Raw genomic sequence first — 16,820 nt, forward strand, 5'->3', positions numbered from 1 at the left:
CTTCTGCCGCTCGCGTAAAACTGAGATGGCGAGCAGCCGCTTCGAAGACTCGAAGCGAATTTAATGGAGGCAATCTGCGAGACATATGGGACCTCAAATAGGATTAGTTTTTTTAATCTGAAACATTATAAAATGTCCGTTGTCGAACAGCCAGATAAATTCTATATTTCACCCCGCAACACGAGCCTGAACGGCTTGATTTCTTTGGAAATCAATTGGCTTCGTTGTTGCGATGTTGTGTTTGCAAACTCGTATTTCGAGTTAGGTAGATTTCTACCATAATGTTTTGTCCACACTCCCTGTGACAAAACATATACTTCCTGTATTTATTTTTGACCTGTCTGTCAAATTTGTTACACCGCCTAAATTAGGCGGTGTTTTTTTATCTATCGAAAATCTCATCCGCATATCTGGCAGCAACATCACTTTATTACCCTTCTTTCGGATTAATTATCGTTATATCAACACAAAGTGTATGGCTTTGCGATAAGCCTCAACATTATGCTAAGTAATGATTAGCTGTAACGCGATCAAAAACAAAAAAGGCGCAAATTGATGTCTCAATTTGCGCCTTTTAACGTCTTTTTATCAGTCAACTATGGGCGGTAAACTTTTACGTTATTGAAGCCTTGCTCTTGCAAGTAAAGTGCTTGCAGACGGCTCATCACCCCACGGTCACAGTACAATAGATATGTCTTAGATTGGTCTAAATCACCAAACTGTGTACCCAACTTGTAGAATGGGATATGTTTCACATCCACACCTTCGATTTCGAGCGGGTTATCGTCTTCCTCTTCAGGACTACGAATATCTAGCACAACCGCGTGCTCTTCTACCGCTTCAACCTGCTCGACTTCTGGTGCTGCTTGCTCAGACTCTTTCGCGATATCACGAATGTCCATCATGCGTGCATCACGAACTACTTGCTCAAGAATGCTAAAGTCAAACTTCTCTTCTTCCGCTTCTAGCTTCGCTTTAATCGCTTTTACTGTCGGCTTCTTAGAAATAACACCACAATACTCTGGCATAGTCTTCGCAAAGTCTTCTGTGCCGATTTCGCGTGCTAGGTTAATGATGTCTTCTTTATCCCAGTTGATAAGTGGGCGCAGAATCAACGTGTCCGTTACGTTATCGATATGGCGGAGGTTAGTTAGCGTTTGACTCGATACCTGACCGAGCGCTTCGCCAGTCACCAATGCTTCTATCTTCATCTTCTGAGCGATCATGCCTGCTGCACGCATGAACATACGCTTCAAGATAACCCCCATTTGGCCGTCATCGACTTTCTCTAGGATTTCCGCAACCACAGGTTCGAAATCAACTGAGATGAAACGTACTTTTGCTGAAGAGCCGTATTTGTTCCATAGGTAGTGAGAAACCTGCTTAACGCCGATTTCGTGCGCTGGACCACCTAGGTTAAAGAAACAGTAGTGTACTTTTGAGCCACGTTTGATGTGCAGATAGCTAGAAACACCAGAGTCAAAACCACCAGAGAGCAAGCTCAACACGTCTTCTTGCGTACCCAGTGGGAAGCCGCCTAGACCTTTATGACGAGCCAGCACTTGGTTTAGCTTATCGTTCGAGACTTCCACCTTGATCGTCACGTCTGGGTTTTGCAGCTTAACTCTTGCGCTCTCAATCGCTTGGTTTAAACCACCGCCGACATAACGCTCTAGTTCGATAGAGGTAAAGTCGTGCTTACCGCGACGCTTCGCACGTACAACAAAGGTTTTATTTTCGAGTGCAGAGCGATTTAGCTCCAGTACTTGTTCGAAGATATCGTGCAAGTCTTTAAATTCGGTCTGCTTCACTTCCAGTACGTGGTGAATGCCTGGTGTATGAGTCAAAACCTCAAGAACTTCAGCGTGGAATTCGTTACTCTCAGAGGTCACTTCAATGTGATCACGACGGTTGAATACCGCGACAGATTCCGTGCGGCTCTTAATGATGTTACGAATGTTGCACTCTAAAATCTTTGTGAAGCGCTTACGCACAGATTCACTTTTTACAAAAATTTCTGGATGGGGCTTTACAATAAATTTCATAGTCTAATTCGCAGGTTAGTTTCGCAATCAACAAAGAGTGACACTCAACTTCAATGCTTCATACGCAGTAAAACCGCGTTTCAGTCACAAAAAGTAGTCTGAGCTCACTTTTAAGGCGCAAGATTATACACCCAAGCGGATTGGAAAAACAAAAAAAGCGAGCAATCTGCTCGCTTTCTTATCTCTCTACTGACTTAAAACCAAAGTCTAGTTATTGAATTACAGGCACTTCTTCACTGTATAGTGGTTCGCCTTGCATGATGCTGATTTCAACCCGTCGGTTAAGTGCGCGATTTTCATCAGAATCATTCGGCAACAATGGTTCAGTATCTGCCATGCCTCGCACTCTCAAACGTTGATGAGAGAAGCCTCTCACCTTCTCCATCTCTTGTGCGACCGATACGGCGCGCTGAGAAGAGAGATCCCAGTTAGAACGATAAAGCTCTGAGTCCAACGGTCGGTTGTCCGTATGACCTGATACTCGCACAATGCCTGGCACGTCTTTTACTAACTCTGCAATTTGTCGAACTAAAGGACGGAATTTAGGCTGCAAGAAGGCCGAACCTTCAGGGAATGCACCTTTTTCACGCATGCGTATAACAATCTGTTGGCCAAGATTTTCAACTTCAATCGCACCTTGTTCAATCTCTCGCTCTAAGGCTTTCTTGATGCTTTCCATCAAGGTTTCCATCTCTTGCGACATCTCTTCAGATTGCTGCTGTTGCATGTCCGCTTCTGCAGATTGATTGTTTTGCGTTGACGTTTCTGGCGATTGACCACCGGTTAACTTGCCTTCATCACGCTTTGTGCCACCAGCTCGGTCAGACTCCCCTTCATGAAATTCGAGCGTCTGCTGAGTGATGTCCATGGTTTGCTGCATGATGACATCAATCGGCGTTGGTTCCGGTCGGCCCGGTCGAAACTCTTGAGCAATGATGCTAGTACCTTTGGGAATGTCTTTCACTTCAAGTTGATTTTGTACACCGAAGGCAAATTTCATTGATCCCGCAATCTGTTTGAACTTCAGCACGTCCATCTCAGAAAACGAGAGCAGAAGAACAAAGAAACACATCAGTAGCGACATTAAGTCCGCGAATGTCCCCATCCATAACGGGAGACCGGGTGGCGGACAATCGCATTTGTTATCTTCATCATCCATCACTACTCTCCAAGTTACTCGTCAATCTCAAGGGCACGTTTACCTTCGTTGAGGTAGTTCTTCAAGTAGCTATCAATCACTCGCGGGTTTTGACCATCTTGAATCGCTAATACGCCATCCATGATCAAACGGCGGTTTAGCGTTTCTTGGTCACGGCGCAGAGAAAGCTTATCCGCAATAGGGAAAAACACCATGTTGGACAGGATCGCGCCATACAATGTGGTTAAGAGTGCAACCGCCATTGCTGGTCCAATCGCTTTTGGATCATCCATATTTGAAAGCATCGCGACTAAGCCAACCAAGGTACCAATCATCCCCATTGCAGGGGCAACGTCACCAAAGGCGCGAAATACGCCAGTGCCTTGAGTATGTCGTTCATCCGTAAGCGCGATGTCTTTTTTTAAGGCCGCTCTTACCACGTCGGCATCATGGCCATCAACAAGCAAATCAATGCCTTTTTGCATAAAAGTGTTATTAATTTCCATCTCTTCAAGAGCAAGAAAACCACCTTTACGTGCCGCATCGGCCATTTCCACAATTTTTGCGATCAAGTCTTCCGGTTCATCCGCTTTAAACATGAAGGCTTTGCCTGCGATCTTTGTTGCACCAAAGAACTGTCCCATTGTGAACTTCATCAGTACTACAAATATTGAGCCACCAACGACAATAAGGATCGACGTGACATCGACAAACATGCCGATGCTGCCACCAAGCACCATCGCCATAATGACGAATGCAAAACCACCAATCAAACCTAATAGGGTTGCTAAATCCACAAAGCACTCCTCACGCTATACTCAAATACTGCCATTGGGCGGATTATTACCTGTATCGACAACTCGCGCAGAATTTTTAGAAAAATCTTAGCTAATGGATCACAAATTAGACTTAACAACCTTAACCAAAATATGGGGTTTCAGCGCTTAGGCTCGTTTAACGCTAATTTTGTGACAATTATATAAGGTTAAATTTGACCAAGTTACTAGGCTAAGGTAACTTTCGTGCATCTTCTCCAAGGCTTGATTAAGGCAGAAAAAAGATGGCGGTCAAGAAACCAGAAAACATGACATTCGAAGCAACCATTGAAGAGCTTGATAGCTTGGTTGATCAATTAGAAAATGGCGATCTTGCCCTAGATGATGCTCTACGTAAGTTTGAACGAGGCATTGCCTTAGCTCGTGCTGGCCAAACTAAACTTAGCGACGCCGAACAGCGCGTAAGTATTCTTCTCAGCGAAGATGATGAAGCACCACTGAGTGACTTCAAACCAGATTCAGAATAACCATCAGTAGTGAGCAATGTGATGCAACAGACATTGACGTCTTTTCAACAAAGAAACAATCAGCAATTGAACTTGTGGCTCGATCAGCTTCCATATCAAGAGCAGCCATTGATTCAAGCAATGAAATACGGCCTTTTGCTAGGTGGAAAACGCGTTCGCCCTTTTCTTGTTTACATCACAGGTCAAATGCTCGGCTGTAAACCTGAAGACTTAGACACTCCTGCCGCTGCTATCGAATGTATACATGCCTACTCACTCATTCATGATGATCTGCCAGCCATGGACGATGATGAACTGCGTCGAGGTCAACCAACTTGTCATATTAAGTTTGATGAAGCAACCGCAATACTGACAGGTGATGCACTACAAACTCTCGCCTTCACCATTATTGCCGATGGTCAATTAAACCCGGCAGCCGAGACTCAACGCATCAACATGATCAAAGCGTTGGCGCATTCTTCTGGCGCCAACGGCATGTGTGTTGGACAAGCTTTAGATTTAGGCGCAGAAAATCGCCAAGTTTCTCTTGAAGAAATGGAAGAGATACACCGTAAAAAAACCGGAGCTCTGATTGATTGTGCGGTAAAATTAGGTGCATTAGCTGCTGGTGAGAAAGGTATCGAGGTTCTACCTCACTTGGAGCGCTACTCAAAAGCAATTGGTTTAGCGTTTCAGGTTCAAGACGATATTCTTGATATCATCAGTGACACAGAAACACTGGGTAAGCCTCAAGGTTCCGACCAAGGTCTGAATAAGAGCACTTATCCTTCCCTGCTGGGTTTAGAGGGAGCCATAGAGAAAGCTCAAACTCTGTTACAGGAAGCACTTCAAGCATTGGAAGCTATCCCATACAATACTCAGTTACTCGAAGAGTTCGCCCGATATGTCATCGAGCGCAAAAATTAACACTATAAGCGCGCATTTATATGACTCTTGATATTTCAAAGTACCCAACACTGGCGTTAGCAAATACACCGGAAGAATTACGTCTCCTTCCGAAAGAAACATTACCCAATCTGTGTGATGAACTGCGAACGTATCTGCTAAATTCAGTGAGCCAATCTAGCGGACACTTAGCGTCTGGCTTAGGCACCGTGGAGCTAACTGTTGCTCTGCATTATGTTTACAACACCCCTATCGACAAATTGATCTGGGATGTTGGTCATCAGGCTTACCCGCATAAAATCCTCACCGGACGTCGCGATAAAATGCCAACAATTCGCCAAAAGGATGGTCTACACCCTTTCCCTTGGCGTGAAGAAAGTGAATATGACACCTTATCTGTCGGTCACTCTTCGACATCGATTAGTGCAGGTCTTGGCATGGCCATCAGCGCCCAAAAAGAGGGCAAAGGTCGTAAAATTGTCAGTGTGATTGGTGATGGCGCAATTACAGCAGGCATGGCATTCGAAGCTATGAACCACGCTGGCGACGTTCATCCTGATATGTTGGTGATTTTGAACGACAACGAAATGTCGATTTCAGAAAACGTCGGCGCCCTGAATAACCACCTTGCGAAAGTACTTTCTGGCAGCTTGTACACTTCTATCCGTGAAGGCGGTAAAAAAGTGTTGTCTGGTGTTCCACCTATTAAAGAGTTGGTTCGCCGTACGGAAGAACACCTCAAAGGCATGGTAGTGCCTGGTACTCTGTTCGAAGAGTTCGGCTTTAATTACATTGGCCCGATTGATGGACACGACGTCAATGAACTCGTCAAAACGCTAAAAAACATGCGTGAGCTCAAAGGCCCTCAATTCCTGCACATCATGACCAAGAAAGGCAAAGGTTATGAGCCTGCCGAGAAAGATCCTATCGGCTACCACGGTGTTCCTAAATTCGATCCAACGCATAACTGTCTACCGAAAAGCAGTGGCGGTAAGCCGACTTATTCAAAGATCTTTGGTGATTTTTTATGTGACATGGCGGCCCAAGATCCTAAGCTAATGGCAATTACGCCAGCGATGCGCGAAGGCTCGGGTATGGTGCGTTTCTCGAAAGAGTACCCAGACCAATACTTTGACGTGGCGATTGCTGAGCAACACGCTGTGACACTTGCAACAGGTATGGCAATTGCTGGCGATCATCCAATCGTAGCTATCTATTCGACTTTCTTGCAACGTGGTTATGACCAACTGATCCACGATATCGCGATCATGGATTTACCAGTAATGTTCGCTATCGACCGTGCAGGTCTCGTTGGCGCAGACGGCCAAACTCACCAAGGCGCATTCGATCTAAGCTTTATGCGCTGTATTCCGAACATGGTGATCATGGCGCCAAGTGACGAAAACGAATGTCGACAAATGCTTTACACTGGCCATAAACATACTGGCCCTAGTGCGGTTCGATACCCTCGCGGTAGCGGGATGGGCGTAGAAATCGAAACTGAGTTTACGGCGTTAGAAATCGGTAAAGGACGCATGGTTCGCCAAGGTGAAAAAGTTGCTATTCTGAACTTTGGTACTTTCTTGGGTAACGCGCTAGAAGCGGCAGAATACCTTAACGCCACTGTTGCTGATATGCGCTTTGTGAAGCCGCTCGATGAAGCATTAATTCGTCAATTAGCCGCAGATCATGATGTGCTCGTGACGTTAGAAGAAAATGTTATCGCAGGTGGTGCAGGTGCTGGTGTCGTTGAGTTCATGATGAAAGATAAAATCATTAAACCTGTGTTGAACCTAGGTTTACCAGATGAGTTTATTCATCAGGGAACACAAGATGAACTGCATGAAGAGCTTGGTCTCGATGCAAAAGGGATTGAACAATCCATCTTGGATTATTTAGCAAAATAGAATTTAAAAAGGGATGCTCATGGCATCCCTTTTTTATGTCCAACGTTTAATTCATCCAGCCTGCGTATTTTGCGACTAGAAACAGGGCAACACCGGCCATAATTCCCGCCACGATATCATCAACCATAATACCCAGCCCACCGTGAACTCGCTTATCTAGCCACCCAATTGGCCACGGTTTTACCATGTCGAAAAAACGGAACAAGATGAAACCAGTGAGCAACCACTTCCACTCGGTCAACGGAATATTTAGCGCAGGAACGATACCCATCGTAATCCAAAAACCCGCAAATTCATCCCATACGATTGAACCATGATCATGTACTTTCATGTCTGCTGACGTCACTTGGCAGATTTGAATACCGATCACACACGAAATCAGAACAACAATGACGTACGCCGAAAATGGCAATTGCGCCAACAACAAAAAAAAGGGCACGGCCGCCAGTGTCCCCATTGTTCCTGGAATAAACGGGGATAATCCACTGCCAAAACCCGTCGCCAATAGATGCCACGGGTTCTTTAATGAAATCAGAGAAAGAGGGTTGGTCATATCCTTAAACCTATACTGCTAGTTTGGTTTCAATCGTCATGCCTGTGAGCTGCTCAATAGTAACAGGCTCTTGGCTAGAGCTTAGCTCAGATCATTTAAAGTGGTCGAAGCCACTTAAGTCCCAATCAAGTGGTTGATTGTTATCATGCAGCTCGAAGGTTCCATTTGGTCGGATTTGACCAATACATGTGACCTTACAGCCAGTATGAGATAAAGCGCTTTGTAACGAGCCTCGATTTTGCTCCGGCACGGTAAAACACAACTCGTATTCTTCGCCACTTGCTAAAGCATACTGCTGCGCGCTGATCTTATCATCTAAAAACTGGACTAATTCTGAAGAGATCGGTAGCTGAGAGACATCAATACTCACCCCAACCTGAGATCGCTGTAAAATGTGCTTAATATCAGAGATTAAACCATCTGAAATATCTATCGCCGACGAGGCTAAGCCAACAAGAGCTTGTCCAGCAAGCACACGCGGAGAACTAAGGTAATGAGCTCGCTCTAGTGCTTCCGCACCGACTCTGCTGCGCAGAGAGTCATCTAGAATCACATCCAAGCCAGCTTTTGCATCGCCAAGGTTTCCCGTTACGTATACCCAATCCCCTGGCTTTGCTCCGGAACGTGTGAGCGCTTTACCTTCAGGAACAAAACCTTGCACCGTCAGAGTCAGACACAATGGGCCTTTTGTGGTGTCACCGCCAATTAACTGAATACCATAGTAATCAGCCAATTCGAAAAATGCATCACAGAAAGGTGCAAGCCATTCTTCATCTGGCTCGGGCATCGTTAATGCAAAGCTCACCCACGCAGGCGTTGCGCCCATCGCTGCCAAATCACTGATGTTAGAAGCCAATGCTTTGTGCGCCACCCACGCCGGATTTGCGTCGGATAAGAAATGCGTTCCAGCCACCAATGTATCCGTGCTAATCGCAATCTGAACATTAGCCGGCGCTTTGACGAGTGCGCAATCATCACCAGCCGCTAGGTGGACATCTTTACGTTGGTTCTGACGCCCGACGAAGTATTTGTCTATCAGATTAAATTCACCAGACATAATTCACTTACTTTTTGATGTAAAAGCTTTTGATACAAAAAAGGTCAGCATGTGCTGACCTTTTCATTGAAGAAATCGTTATTTCTTACGAATGTGAGGTGCTGCTTTATCAAGTACACCATTCACAAACTTGTGGCTATCTTCTGCTGCGAAAACTTTTGCAAGTTCAATCGCTTCATTGATAACAACTTTGTAAGGAACATCTTCGCGACGAGTCATCTCGTACATAGCAAGGCGAAGAAGAGCAAGTTCCATCATATCTAAATCCTGCATAGGACGAGAGATGTATGGACGAATTTTGCTATCTAGCTCAGCGTGGCTAAGTACAACACCGCTTAATAGTTCACGGAAGTAAGCTACGTCTGTCTCTGGAGCAGCAAGCGCTGGCTCAGATGCATGAAGTTCTTCTTCATCGTATTTGTCGCCAGACAAAAACTGTTCTTCAATCTTGGCAACATTCTCTTTAGTAATTTGCCATGAGTAGATCGCCTGTAGAGCGAATTGACGTGCGTTACGACGTGCGGCTGGTTTCACACTGGCCCCCATTAGGAATCAATTTCAGATAGTACATTAATCATTTCAAGTGCGCTTAGTGCAGCCTCTGCACCTTTATTACCAGCCTTGGTTCCTGCGCGTTCAATCGCTTGATCGATCGTATCAACAGTCAAAACACCAAATGCTACTGGAATGCTGAATTCCATAGACACTTGTGCTAGACCTTTGTTCATTTCACTACAAACATAGTCAAAGTGAGGCGTTCCACCGCGAATAACAGACCCTAGAGAAACAATAGCGTCGAATTTGCCAGTTTTAGCAACACGCTGAGCTACTAGAGGTAGTTCTACGGCACCTGGACAACGCACAACCGTGATGTTGTCTTCGCTTACTTGTCCGTGACGCTTTAGTGTATCGATCGCACCAGAAAGTAGGCTTTCGTTAATAAAACTGTTGAAACGAGAAATAACGATAGCAATTTTTGCATTTGGCGCTGGGAAGCCACCCTCGATCACTTTCATAAGCTTTCCTTTAACTCTATTTATAAGTGAAATATGTTCATCAAGTGAGAATCGCCGGATTCTAGCACAAATTTGTGAGCAATATCTAATGGAAATTGGAGGCAAATCACCGGTTCCTAGCCATTGACGAGTTAAGCACGTCAAAGACTAGGAACTTATTGTTCGGTTGTTACTCGCAGACGTACTCAACAACGTTCAGACCAAAACCACCTAACGCGTGGTACTTTTTGTTGGTCGATGACAAAAGGCGCATATCATGTACACCGAGATCCGCAAGAATCTGTGACCCCACACCAACACGGCGAGACGTGCCTTGTTTCTTAGCAAGCGTTGGTGCTTCACCTTTGTCTTGCGCTTCAAACATCTTCACACGATGAATAAGTAGATCGGTCGATTCTTCATGGCCTAGAACAACCAGCACACCGCCCTCTTCGCCAATGCGTTTCATGGCCTTATCTAGTGTCCAGCTGCGCTCTGCATTACGATCGCTACGTAGTAAGTCGGTAAAAACGTCTTGAAGATGTACGCGAACCAGTGGCGCTTTTTCTTTCAAATCGCCCTTGCACATTGCGTAGTGCACTTGGTTATCAATGGTGTCTTTGTACGTGACTAACGTGAACTCACCAAACTCTGTCGGTAACTTGCATTCAGCCACACGTTCAATCGTTGTCTCAGTGTTATTGCGGTACTCAATTAGGTCGGCAATAGTGCCCAATTTAATACCGTGCTTCTCTGCAAAGATCTCTAGATCTGGGCGACGAGCCATGGTGCCGTCGTCATTTAAGATCTCAACAATCACCGATGCTGGCTCTAAACCAGCAAGACGAGCCAAATCACAGCCAGCTTCAGTGTGACCTGCGCGAGTCAGTACACCGCCGTCTTGAGCTGCGAGAGGGAAGATGTGACCAGGCTGCACCAAATCTGCAGCTTTGGCGTTTGGCGCAACTGCTGCTTGAACCGTGCGTGCGCGATCTGCGGCTGAAATACCCGTCGTTACCCCTTCTGCCGCCTCAATAGAAACGGTAAAGTTGGTGGTGTATTGCGCATTATTGTCTTGCACCATTGGTGGCAGACCTAGGCTTTCGCAACGATCTTTGGTCATGGTTAAACAAATCAGGCCACGGCCATAGGTTGCCATAAAGTTGATGGCTTCCGGCGTAATATGCTCGGCAGCCATGATCAAGTCACCTTCATTCTCGCGGTCTTCATCATCCATTAGGATGACCATTTTGCCTGCGCGAATATCATCAATAATTTCTTGTGGCGTACTGATTGGCATAGTCTGTTATCCCGTTATTCTAAATTTGTTATTGCGACAGCAATGAAAAATCATGTTGCAGTGAATGCTAGTTAGGTCAATAGTTTGAGCTTTGCACCAAGCAAGTCAATGAATCTCGCGGTGTTCTGTGAGTCTGCTCTTTATCGCATGCCTCACGCAGCCACTCCGAAGACTTATGCAAAACCGTTTTGCTGTAAAAAGTCTATCGTGATACGAGACTCGGCCTTATCTTCTTGCTGTCCTTGCAGTAACCGCTCCATATAACGCGCAAGTACATCAACTTCTAAGTTGACTTTGCGCCCCACTTGAAACTGGTCAATCGTAGTTTCTTCACTCGTATGAGGAACGATCGTCAGTTTAAAAGCATTTTTACGTAAGTCGTTGACGGTTAGGCTAATACCATCAACAGTAATCGAGCCTTTCTCTGCGACGTACTTGCTAATTTCCGCTGGCATTGCAACCCAAAACTCTATCGCACGGCCAACTAAATTGCGTTCGACAATTTCACCAACTCCATCGACATGGCCTGAGACGATATGTCCACCCAATCGCGTTGTTGGTAACATGGCTTTTTCTAGATTCACCTTATCGCCTACTTGGTATTCAGCAAACCCAGTTTTCTTCAAGGTTTCTAATGACAGATCAGCACTGTAATAGTGGCTTCCGAAGTCAACTACCGTTAAGCAAACACCATTGGTCGCAATGCTATCGCCTAACTTAACGTCTGACATATCAAGCGTCCCCGTTTCAACCGTGACGGTGATATCTTCGCCCTTCGGCGTAATCGCAGCTAACTTGCCAACTGCTTCTACTATTCCTGTAAACATACTATTTCTTATCTAAGTTCATTACGTTTGATGGTGGCGGTGATACGAATGTCTACCCCGACCATACGAACGTCTGTAATGTTTAAATCTATGACGTCAGCCATAGCGCTCAATCCTAAAGCACCGATAAGCCCCCGACCATCGCTGCCCATGAGTTTTGGCGCAAGGTAAACAATGAGCTCATCTACAAGATTAGCCTTTATCATCGCGCTGGCTAGCGTTGCTCCAGCTTCAACCCATAAGTGATTGATGTGGTGCTCATCCGAGATACGTTTTAATGTCGTTGATAAGTCAATTTGGTCAGCGTTGTCCAATAGAGGGATACAGTCTCCATCTGGGCTAACAATAACTCGCTCTCCATCGGTGTGGAACAGCTTGAGCGCATCCGTTAAATGGTTCTGACGGTCTAAGATTACACGTACTGGTTGACGAAGTTCTTCTCGTAAATACTGCGCTTGAACACTGGTAGGTAAGTCATCCCAACGCACATTGAGTGACGCATTATCATCAATCACCGTTTTGCTGGTAGAGAGAATACCACCACTCATCGCTCGATAACGCTGCACATCTTGGCGGGCCGCTGGGGAGGTGATCCATTGGCTCTGCCCATTGCTGAGTGCGCTTTGCCCATCCAAACTGGCTGCCATTTTTAATTGAACAAACGGCATGCCTGTACGCATGTACTTTATAAAACCAGGGTTAAGGGCAAGGGCATCTTGCTCTAACAAGCCGATTTGTACTTCAATTCCGGCATCACGCAACATCTGGATGCCCCGCCCCGCAACTTTAGGGTTTGGGTCTACCATTGCGCAAACCACACGTGCCACTTTAGCTTTGATTAGCCCTTCAGCACATGGCGGTGTACGGCCGTAATGAGAGCAAGGTTCGAGCGTCACATAAGCGGTTGCACCAACTGCTTTTTCACCCGCCATGCGCATCGCGTGCACTTCGGCATGCGGCTCACCAGCGCGGTGGTGATAGCCCTCACCAACAATTTCTTCATCACGAACGATGACGCACCCCACATTTGGATTTGGGGCGGTGGTATAAATGCCACGTCTCGCTAACTTAATAGCTCGTGACATCATGGCGAAATCTAAATCAGAAAACGCTCTTTCAGGAGTGTGTTGAGTCATGAGCTACTCAGTCTTCTAGGCGGGCAATCTCTTCGCCAAACTCGCGAATGTCTTCAAAGCTGCGGTAAACTGAGGCGAAACGGATATAAGCGACCTTGTCGAGCTCTTTGAGTTGGTCCATGACTAAATTACCAATCATTTCACTCGGAACCTCTCGTTCACCCGTCGCACGCAGTTGTGATTTGATCATACTGATCGCTAACTCTATAGAATCGGCACTCACTGGGCGTTTCTCTAATGCGCGCTGAATACCGCCAACCATTTTATCTTCATCAAATGGTTCACGGTTGCCATTCGATTTGATCACTTTAGGCATCACTAACTCTGCGCTTTCAAACGTAGTAAAACGCTCGCTACACGCCAAGCACTGACGACGACGTCGAACTTGATGGCCATCAGCCACTAAGCGGGAATCAATAACTTTGGTATCGTTCTCGGAACAAAAAGGACAATGCATATCACCTCCATATCTATACCAAAATAACCTCATGAGCAATCACGGATAACCACGCGTTCATGGTTATGCGGACTCTATTAAAGCTATTTGGGTATAACGCTTTCAAACCGAAATAAAAGCTCATGTAGTGTAGCGGAATTGGTATGTTAGACAAAACAAAAAGGGGCCCAAAGGCCCCTTTTTCACTCAAGATCTCGTTGAATGTGTTAACTGCGTGCTAAGTAATTCGCTTTACCAACCCACTTGTAGCTAGTTAGCTCTTCTAAGCCCATTGGACCACGGGCATGTAGCTTTTGCGTAGATACTGCGACTTCTGCGCCAAGGCCAAATTGCGCACCGTCTGTAAAGCGCGTTGAAGCATTCACATAAACCGCCGCCGAACCGACAGAATTGATGAACAGTTCTGAGTTTTCCAAACTATTGGTCATGATCGCATCTGAGTGGCTCGCGTTATGAACACGCATATGATCAATTGCATCTTTCACATCAGACACGACTTTTACACCAAGGGTGTAGCTCAACCATTCCGTATCAAAGTCACCATCAACAGCATCGCGTACTTGTTTCGCTTGCTCCATGAGTTCTTTTGCTTTTGGCTCTGCCACGAACGTCACTTTATCGTTCATGCGCTCTACGATCATTGGTAGGAATTGCGCTGCAATTTTTTCATGCACGAGCAGCGTATCTAATGAGTTACACGCAGATGGACGTTGAACTTTAGAGTTCTCAACCACATTCAGAGCTTTCTCTAGATCAGCGGATTCGTCGACAAAGATATGGCTGATACCAAAGCCGCCAATAATCACCGGAATCGTGCTGTTTTCTTTACACATTTTGTGTAGGCCAGCACCACCGCGTGGAATGATCATGTCGACGTAATCGTCCAGTTTAAGCAGTTGAGAGACTAGCTCACGATCTGGCTTTTCAATGTACTGAACCGAAGCGGCAGGAAGGTTCGCCTTTGCTAGCGCAGACTGAATAACCTTTACTAATTCCATATTCGAGAAAAATGTCTCTTTGCCGCCACGTAAAATGCTTGCGTTGCCGGTTTTCAAGCACAGCGCCGCAATATCAATAGTTACGTTAGGACGCGCTTCATAAATTACGCCTACAACACCCAGTGGTACGCGGCGACGGGACAGTGACATCCCATTTTCCAGTACCTTACTGTCGATTTCGCTGCCTACAGGATCGTTCAAGCTAATAACGTTGCGGACATCATTCGCAATTGCAGTCAGTCGTTCTTCATTAAGCAAAAGGCGATCGAGCAGCGCATCGGTTAAACCCGTTTCACGGCCAAGTTCGATGTCTTTAGCGTTTGCCGCCAAAATAGCAACGGAGTTTGCTTCTAGCTCATCAGCAATGATCGCTAAAGCTTGGTTCTTTTGCGCAGTTGACGCTGTCGCTAATTCGAAAGCTGCATCTTTAGCAGCTTTACCCATATTCGTTAAATCCACTTTGCTTCCCTCTAATTCTATTCCTGAATGACGACCAAATCATCGCGATGAATCACCTCAGAGCCATAATCATGCCCCAAAATAGAGATGATATCTTTACTGTGCTTACCAGTAATTTTAGTTAGGTCATCACTTGAGTAGGCGCTGATGCCACGAGCCACCAACTTACCGTGAGAATTTGTTACACGCGCCACTTCGCCTCGTGCAAAGTCACCACTTACTTTGATTACCCCCTTAGCAAGTAAGCTACTGCCCTTACCGACCACTGCATTTACCGCACCATCATCAATAATGATGTCGCCCGATGCCGCAGGTCCCGCCAGAATCCAGCGTTTACGGTTTTCTAAAGCTTCAGCGCAAGGTAGGAAGCGCGTGCCTTGTGGCTCTGCACTCAAAGAGTCAAAGATAACATTCGGTGCACTACCGGCAGCAATAATAACCTCGATACCAGCGCGGCGAGCGATGTCTGCGGCTTGCAGCTTCGTTGCCATACCGCCTGTACCCAATGTTGTACCACTTCCTCCTGCGATTTTACGCAGCGTATCGTCGATGGTTTTTACTTCCTTGATCAGCTCTGCGTTCGGGTCTTTACGAGGGTCAGCAGTAAACAGACCTTTTTGGTCAGTTAAAAGCAAGAGCTTATCTGCGCCACACAAAATGCCCACCAAAGCGGAAAGGTTGTCGTTATCGCCCACTTTAATCTCGCTGGTCGCAACGGCATCATTTTCGTTTACGATAGGAATAATATCGTTCGCAACGAGCGCATTGATGGTGTCACGTGCGTTTAGGAATCGCTCGCGATCTTCTAAATCAGCACGAGTTAGTAGCATTTGGCCGATCTTGATACCGTAAATACCAAACAAAGACTCCCATGTTTGAATCAAGCGACTTTGCCCCACCGCCGCAAGTAATTGTTTACTCGCCATCTCGTTGGGCAATGCGGGGTAACCAAGATGCTCACGGCCTGCTGCAATAGCACCAGACGAAACCATTACCACTGAATGGCCTTGTTTTTTAAGCTCAGCACACTGGCGCGCTAACTCAACCATGTGAGCACGGTCGAGTGCCAGAGTGCCGCCTGTCAGCACACTTGTACCCAGTTTCACAACGACAGTTTGTGGTTGTGAAACAACTGCATTTTGTTGATTCGTTGTCATGATGTCTTCTGAAGTGAAAAACAAATAAAGAGAGGATGTTTTAACAATCAAAGAGGGAATTAACAAGAGAAAAGGTGCGTTTTCGCACCTTTTTGTTTGGTATTAAATGAAAACAACCAAATTAAGCGAAATCGAAAGACTCCGTGTGATATTCGACTTCTAATTTGAAGTGTTCTTCTAAAGTATCAACCAGCTTTTGATGGAATGTGCTCTGCGTCAGATACACTTCCTCTACCGCTTTTTTAGGCAGGGCTTCAGATACCCATTGCCCTTCTTTGTTGTACTTGCCGATATGATATTTGGCAGTAAAGCCTCCTTCGATGGATTCTAAATCCATCCACCAGCCCCAAAATTCACGCTTCTCAGGCGATTTTTTGTCGTCTACACAAACAGATAGACAATCAAAATAATAGCGCCCTTCTTGCGATTGTGGTTCGCGCAGGTAAGGCCCTATCGCCTTCAACTTTGACATCAAGCGAAAGTGAGTCGGGCCCTGAGTCGTCTCTGACATATGAATCTCCGTTTTCATAGTTAAAAGTAAACACCCAAGAATGATTATTATTTTTAATTATCATGAGCTTATTTTTTGCTCAGATATATCAC

The 16,820-nt window shown here is 45.7% G+C and carries 17 protein-coding genes; 3 read left to right on the forward strand and 14 right to left on the reverse strand.

Going from position 1 to position 16,820, the window contains the following annotated elements:
- Positions 1 to 596 precede the first annotated feature (596 nt).
- The 3 genes from thiI to pomA form a co-directional block, all read right to left on the reverse strand.
- On the reverse strand, positions 597 to 2,045 hold the full coding sequence (gene thiI / locus CAG69_RS09730) for a tRNA uracil 4-sulfurtransferase ThiI (RefSeq protein WP_161443955.1): 1,449 nt from the start codon (positions 2,043 to 2,045) through the stop codon (positions 597 to 599).
- A gap of 211 nt (positions 2,046 to 2,256) precedes the next feature.
- A complete protein-coding gene (locus CAG69_RS09735; RefSeq protein WP_006741833.1) occupies positions 2,257 to 3,204 on the reverse strand; it encodes a flagellar motor protein MotB in 948 nt (315 codons plus the stop codon).
- Between the two features lie 14 nt (positions 3,205 to 3,218).
- Complete coding sequence (gene pomA, locus CAG69_RS09740; protein ID WP_005381564.1) at positions 3,219 to 3,980, reverse strand: flagellar motor protein PomA; 762 nt, start codon at positions 3,978 to 3,980, stop codon at positions 3,219 to 3,221.
- 263 nt (positions 3,981 to 4,243) lie between these two features.
- Between pomA and xseB the strand changes: the two genes are divergently transcribed.
- The 3 genes from xseB to dxs are packed head-to-tail and all read left to right on the forward strand — an operon-like array spanning position 4,244 to position 7,278.
- Positions 4,244 to 4,486, forward strand: coding sequence for an exodeoxyribonuclease VII small subunit (xseB, locus tag CAG69_RS09745; protein ID WP_005381566.1), 243 nt, complete (start codon positions 4,244 to 4,246; stop codon positions 4,484 to 4,486).
- Between the two features lie 21 nt (positions 4,487 to 4,507).
- Entirely contained in the window at positions 4,508 to 5,392 is an 885-nt protein-coding gene (gene ispA, locus CAG69_RS09750) for a (2E,6E)-farnesyl diphosphate synthase (RefSeq protein ID WP_161443957.1), read from the forward strand.
- Positions 5,393 to 5,412: 20 nt separating this feature from the next.
- A complete protein-coding gene (dxs, locus tag CAG69_RS09755) occupies positions 5,413 to 7,278 on the forward strand; it encodes a 1-deoxy-D-xylulose-5-phosphate synthase (RefSeq protein ID WP_048626092.1) in 1,866 nt (621 codons plus the stop codon).
- Between the two features lie 46 nt (positions 7,279 to 7,324).
- Here the strand turns inward: dxs and pgpA are convergent, their stop codons facing one another.
- The 11 genes from pgpA to crl form a co-directional block, all read right to left on the reverse strand.
- Positions 7,325 to 7,831 (reverse strand): phosphatidylglycerophosphatase A, encoded by a 507-nt coding sequence (gene pgpA / locus CAG69_RS09760; protein ID WP_104974415.1) that lies wholly within the window; start codon positions 7,829 to 7,831, stop codon positions 7,325 to 7,327.
- Positions 7,832 to 7,922: 91 nt separating this feature from the next.
- Positions 7,923 to 8,888, reverse strand: coding sequence for a thiamine-phosphate kinase (gene thiL / locus CAG69_RS09765; RefSeq protein WP_152812631.1), 966 nt, complete (start codon positions 8,886 to 8,888; stop codon positions 7,923 to 7,925).
- A gap of 78 nt (positions 8,889 to 8,966) precedes the next feature.
- Positions 8,967 to 9,434, reverse strand: coding sequence for a transcription antitermination factor NusB (gene nusB / locus CAG69_RS09770; protein ID WP_005381571.1), 468 nt, complete (start codon positions 9,432 to 9,434; stop codon positions 8,967 to 8,969).
- Positions 9,434 to 9,904 (reverse strand): 6,7-dimethyl-8-ribityllumazine synthase, encoded by a 471-nt coding sequence (ribH, locus tag CAG69_RS09775; protein WP_005381572.1) that lies wholly within the window; start codon positions 9,902 to 9,904, stop codon positions 9,434 to 9,436. The genes nusB and ribH overlap by 1 nt, the downstream gene beginning before the upstream one ends.
- 169 nt (positions 9,905 to 10,073) lie before the next feature.
- Positions 10,074 to 11,183, reverse strand: a complete 1,110-nt coding sequence (gene ribBA / locus CAG69_RS09780; protein ID WP_005381573.1) for a bifunctional 3,4-dihydroxy-2-butanone-4-phosphate synthase/GTP cyclohydrolase II — start codon at positions 11,181 to 11,183, stop codon at positions 10,074 to 10,076.
- 173 nt (positions 11,184 to 11,356) lie between these two features.
- Positions 11,357 to 12,010, reverse strand: coding sequence for a riboflavin synthase (locus CAG69_RS09785; protein ID WP_161443959.1), 654 nt, complete (start codon positions 12,008 to 12,010; stop codon positions 11,357 to 11,359).
- A gap of 8 nt (positions 12,011 to 12,018) precedes the next feature.
- Positions 12,019 to 13,146 carry a bifunctional diaminohydroxyphosphoribosylaminopyrimidine deaminase/5-amino-6-(5-phosphoribosylamino)uracil reductase RibD gene (ribD, locus tag CAG69_RS09790; protein ID WP_161443961.1) on the reverse strand — a complete coding sequence of 376 codons (1,128 nt, stop codon included), beginning with the start codon at positions 13,144 to 13,146 and terminating at the stop codon, positions 12,019 to 12,021.
- Positions 13,147 to 13,153: 7 nt separating this feature from the next.
- Positions 13,154 to 13,603, reverse strand: coding sequence for a transcriptional regulator NrdR (nrdR, locus tag CAG69_RS09795; RefSeq protein WP_005381578.1), 450 nt, complete (start codon positions 13,601 to 13,603; stop codon positions 13,154 to 13,156).
- Between the two features lie 206 nt (positions 13,604 to 13,809).
- Entirely contained in the window at positions 13,810 to 15,060 is a 1,251-nt protein-coding gene (locus CAG69_RS09800; protein WP_161443963.1) for a glutamate-5-semialdehyde dehydrogenase, read from the reverse strand.
- Between the two features lie 17 nt (positions 15,061 to 15,077).
- The gene (proB, locus tag CAG69_RS09805; RefSeq protein ID WP_005391413.1) at positions 15,078 to 16,217 is read right to left on the reverse strand and encodes a glutamate 5-kinase; all 1,140 of its coding nucleotides are present in this window, start codon (positions 16,215 to 16,217) and stop codon (positions 15,078 to 15,080) included.
- Between the two features lie 121 nt (positions 16,218 to 16,338).
- Positions 16,339 to 16,728: a sigma factor-binding protein Crl gene (gene crl, locus CAG69_RS09810; RefSeq protein ID WP_005391414.1), complete on the reverse strand. Its 390-nt coding sequence runs from the start codon at positions 16,726 to 16,728 to the stop codon at positions 16,339 to 16,341.
- Between the last annotated feature and the right edge of the window lie 92 nt (positions 16,729 to 16,820).

Source organism: Vibrio sp. V43_P6S15P86, from assembly GCF_009904725.1.
Classification (GTDB): domain Bacteria; phylum Pseudomonadota; class Gammaproteobacteria; order Enterobacterales; family Vibrionaceae; genus Vibrio; species Vibrio diabolicus.

What these genes read in the sequence shown, in the direction of transcription:
- CAG69_RS09785 (WP_161443959.1), bottom strand. Translation starts at nt 12,010, where the DNA reads ATGTTTACAGGAATAGTAGAAGCAGTTGGCAAGTTAGCTGCGATTACG.
- ispA (WP_161443957.1), top strand. Translation starts at nt 4,508, where the DNA reads ATGCAACAGACATTGACGTCTTTTCAACAAAGAAACAATCAGCAATTG.
- pgpA (WP_104974415.1), bottom strand. Translation starts at nt 7,831, where the DNA reads ATGACCAACCCTCTTTCTCTGATTTCATTAAAGAACCCGTGGCATCTA.
- thiL (WP_152812631.1), bottom strand. Translation starts at nt 8,888, where the DNA reads ATGTCTGGTGAATTTAATCTGATAGACAAATACTTCGTCGGGCGTCAG.
- ribD (WP_161443961.1), bottom strand. Translation starts at nt 13,146, where the DNA reads ATGACTCAACACACTCCTGAAAGAGCGTTTTCTGATTTAGATTTCGCC.
- CAG69_RS09735 (WP_006741833.1), bottom strand. Translation starts at nt 3,204, where the DNA reads ATGGATGATGAAGATAACAAATGCGATTGTCCGCCACCCGGTCTCCCG.
- nusB (WP_005381571.1), bottom strand. Translation starts at nt 9,434, where the DNA reads ATGGGGGCCAGTGTGAAACCAGCCGCACGTCGTAACGCACGTCAATTC.
- ribBA (WP_005381573.1), bottom strand. Translation starts at nt 11,183, where the DNA reads ATGCCAATCAGTACGCCACAAGAAATTATTGATGATATTCGCGCAGGC.
- nrdR (WP_005381578.1), bottom strand. Translation starts at nt 13,603, where the DNA reads ATGCATTGTCCTTTTTGTTCCGAGAACGATACCAAAGTTATTGATTCC.
- dxs (WP_048626092.1), top strand. Translation starts at nt 5,413, where the DNA reads ATGACTCTTGATATTTCAAAGTACCCAACACTGGCGTTAGCAAATACA.
- ribH (WP_005381572.1), bottom strand. Translation starts at nt 9,904, where the DNA reads ATGAAAGTGATCGAGGGTGGCTTCCCAGCGCCAAATGCAAAAATTGCT.
- crl (WP_005391414.1), bottom strand. Translation starts at nt 16,728, where the DNA reads ATGTCAGAGACGACTCAGGGCCCGACTCACTTTCGCTTGATGTCAAAG.
- thiI (WP_161443955.1), bottom strand. Translation starts at nt 2,045, where the DNA reads ATGAAATTTATTGTAAAGCCCCATCCAGAAATTTTTGTAAAAAGTGAA.
- xseB (WP_005381566.1), top strand. Translation starts at nt 4,244, where the DNA reads ATGGCGGTCAAGAAACCAGAAAACATGACATTCGAAGCAACCATTGAA.
- proB (WP_005391413.1), bottom strand. Translation starts at nt 16,217, where the DNA reads ATGACAACGAATCAACAAAATGCAGTTGTTTCACAACCACAAACTGTC.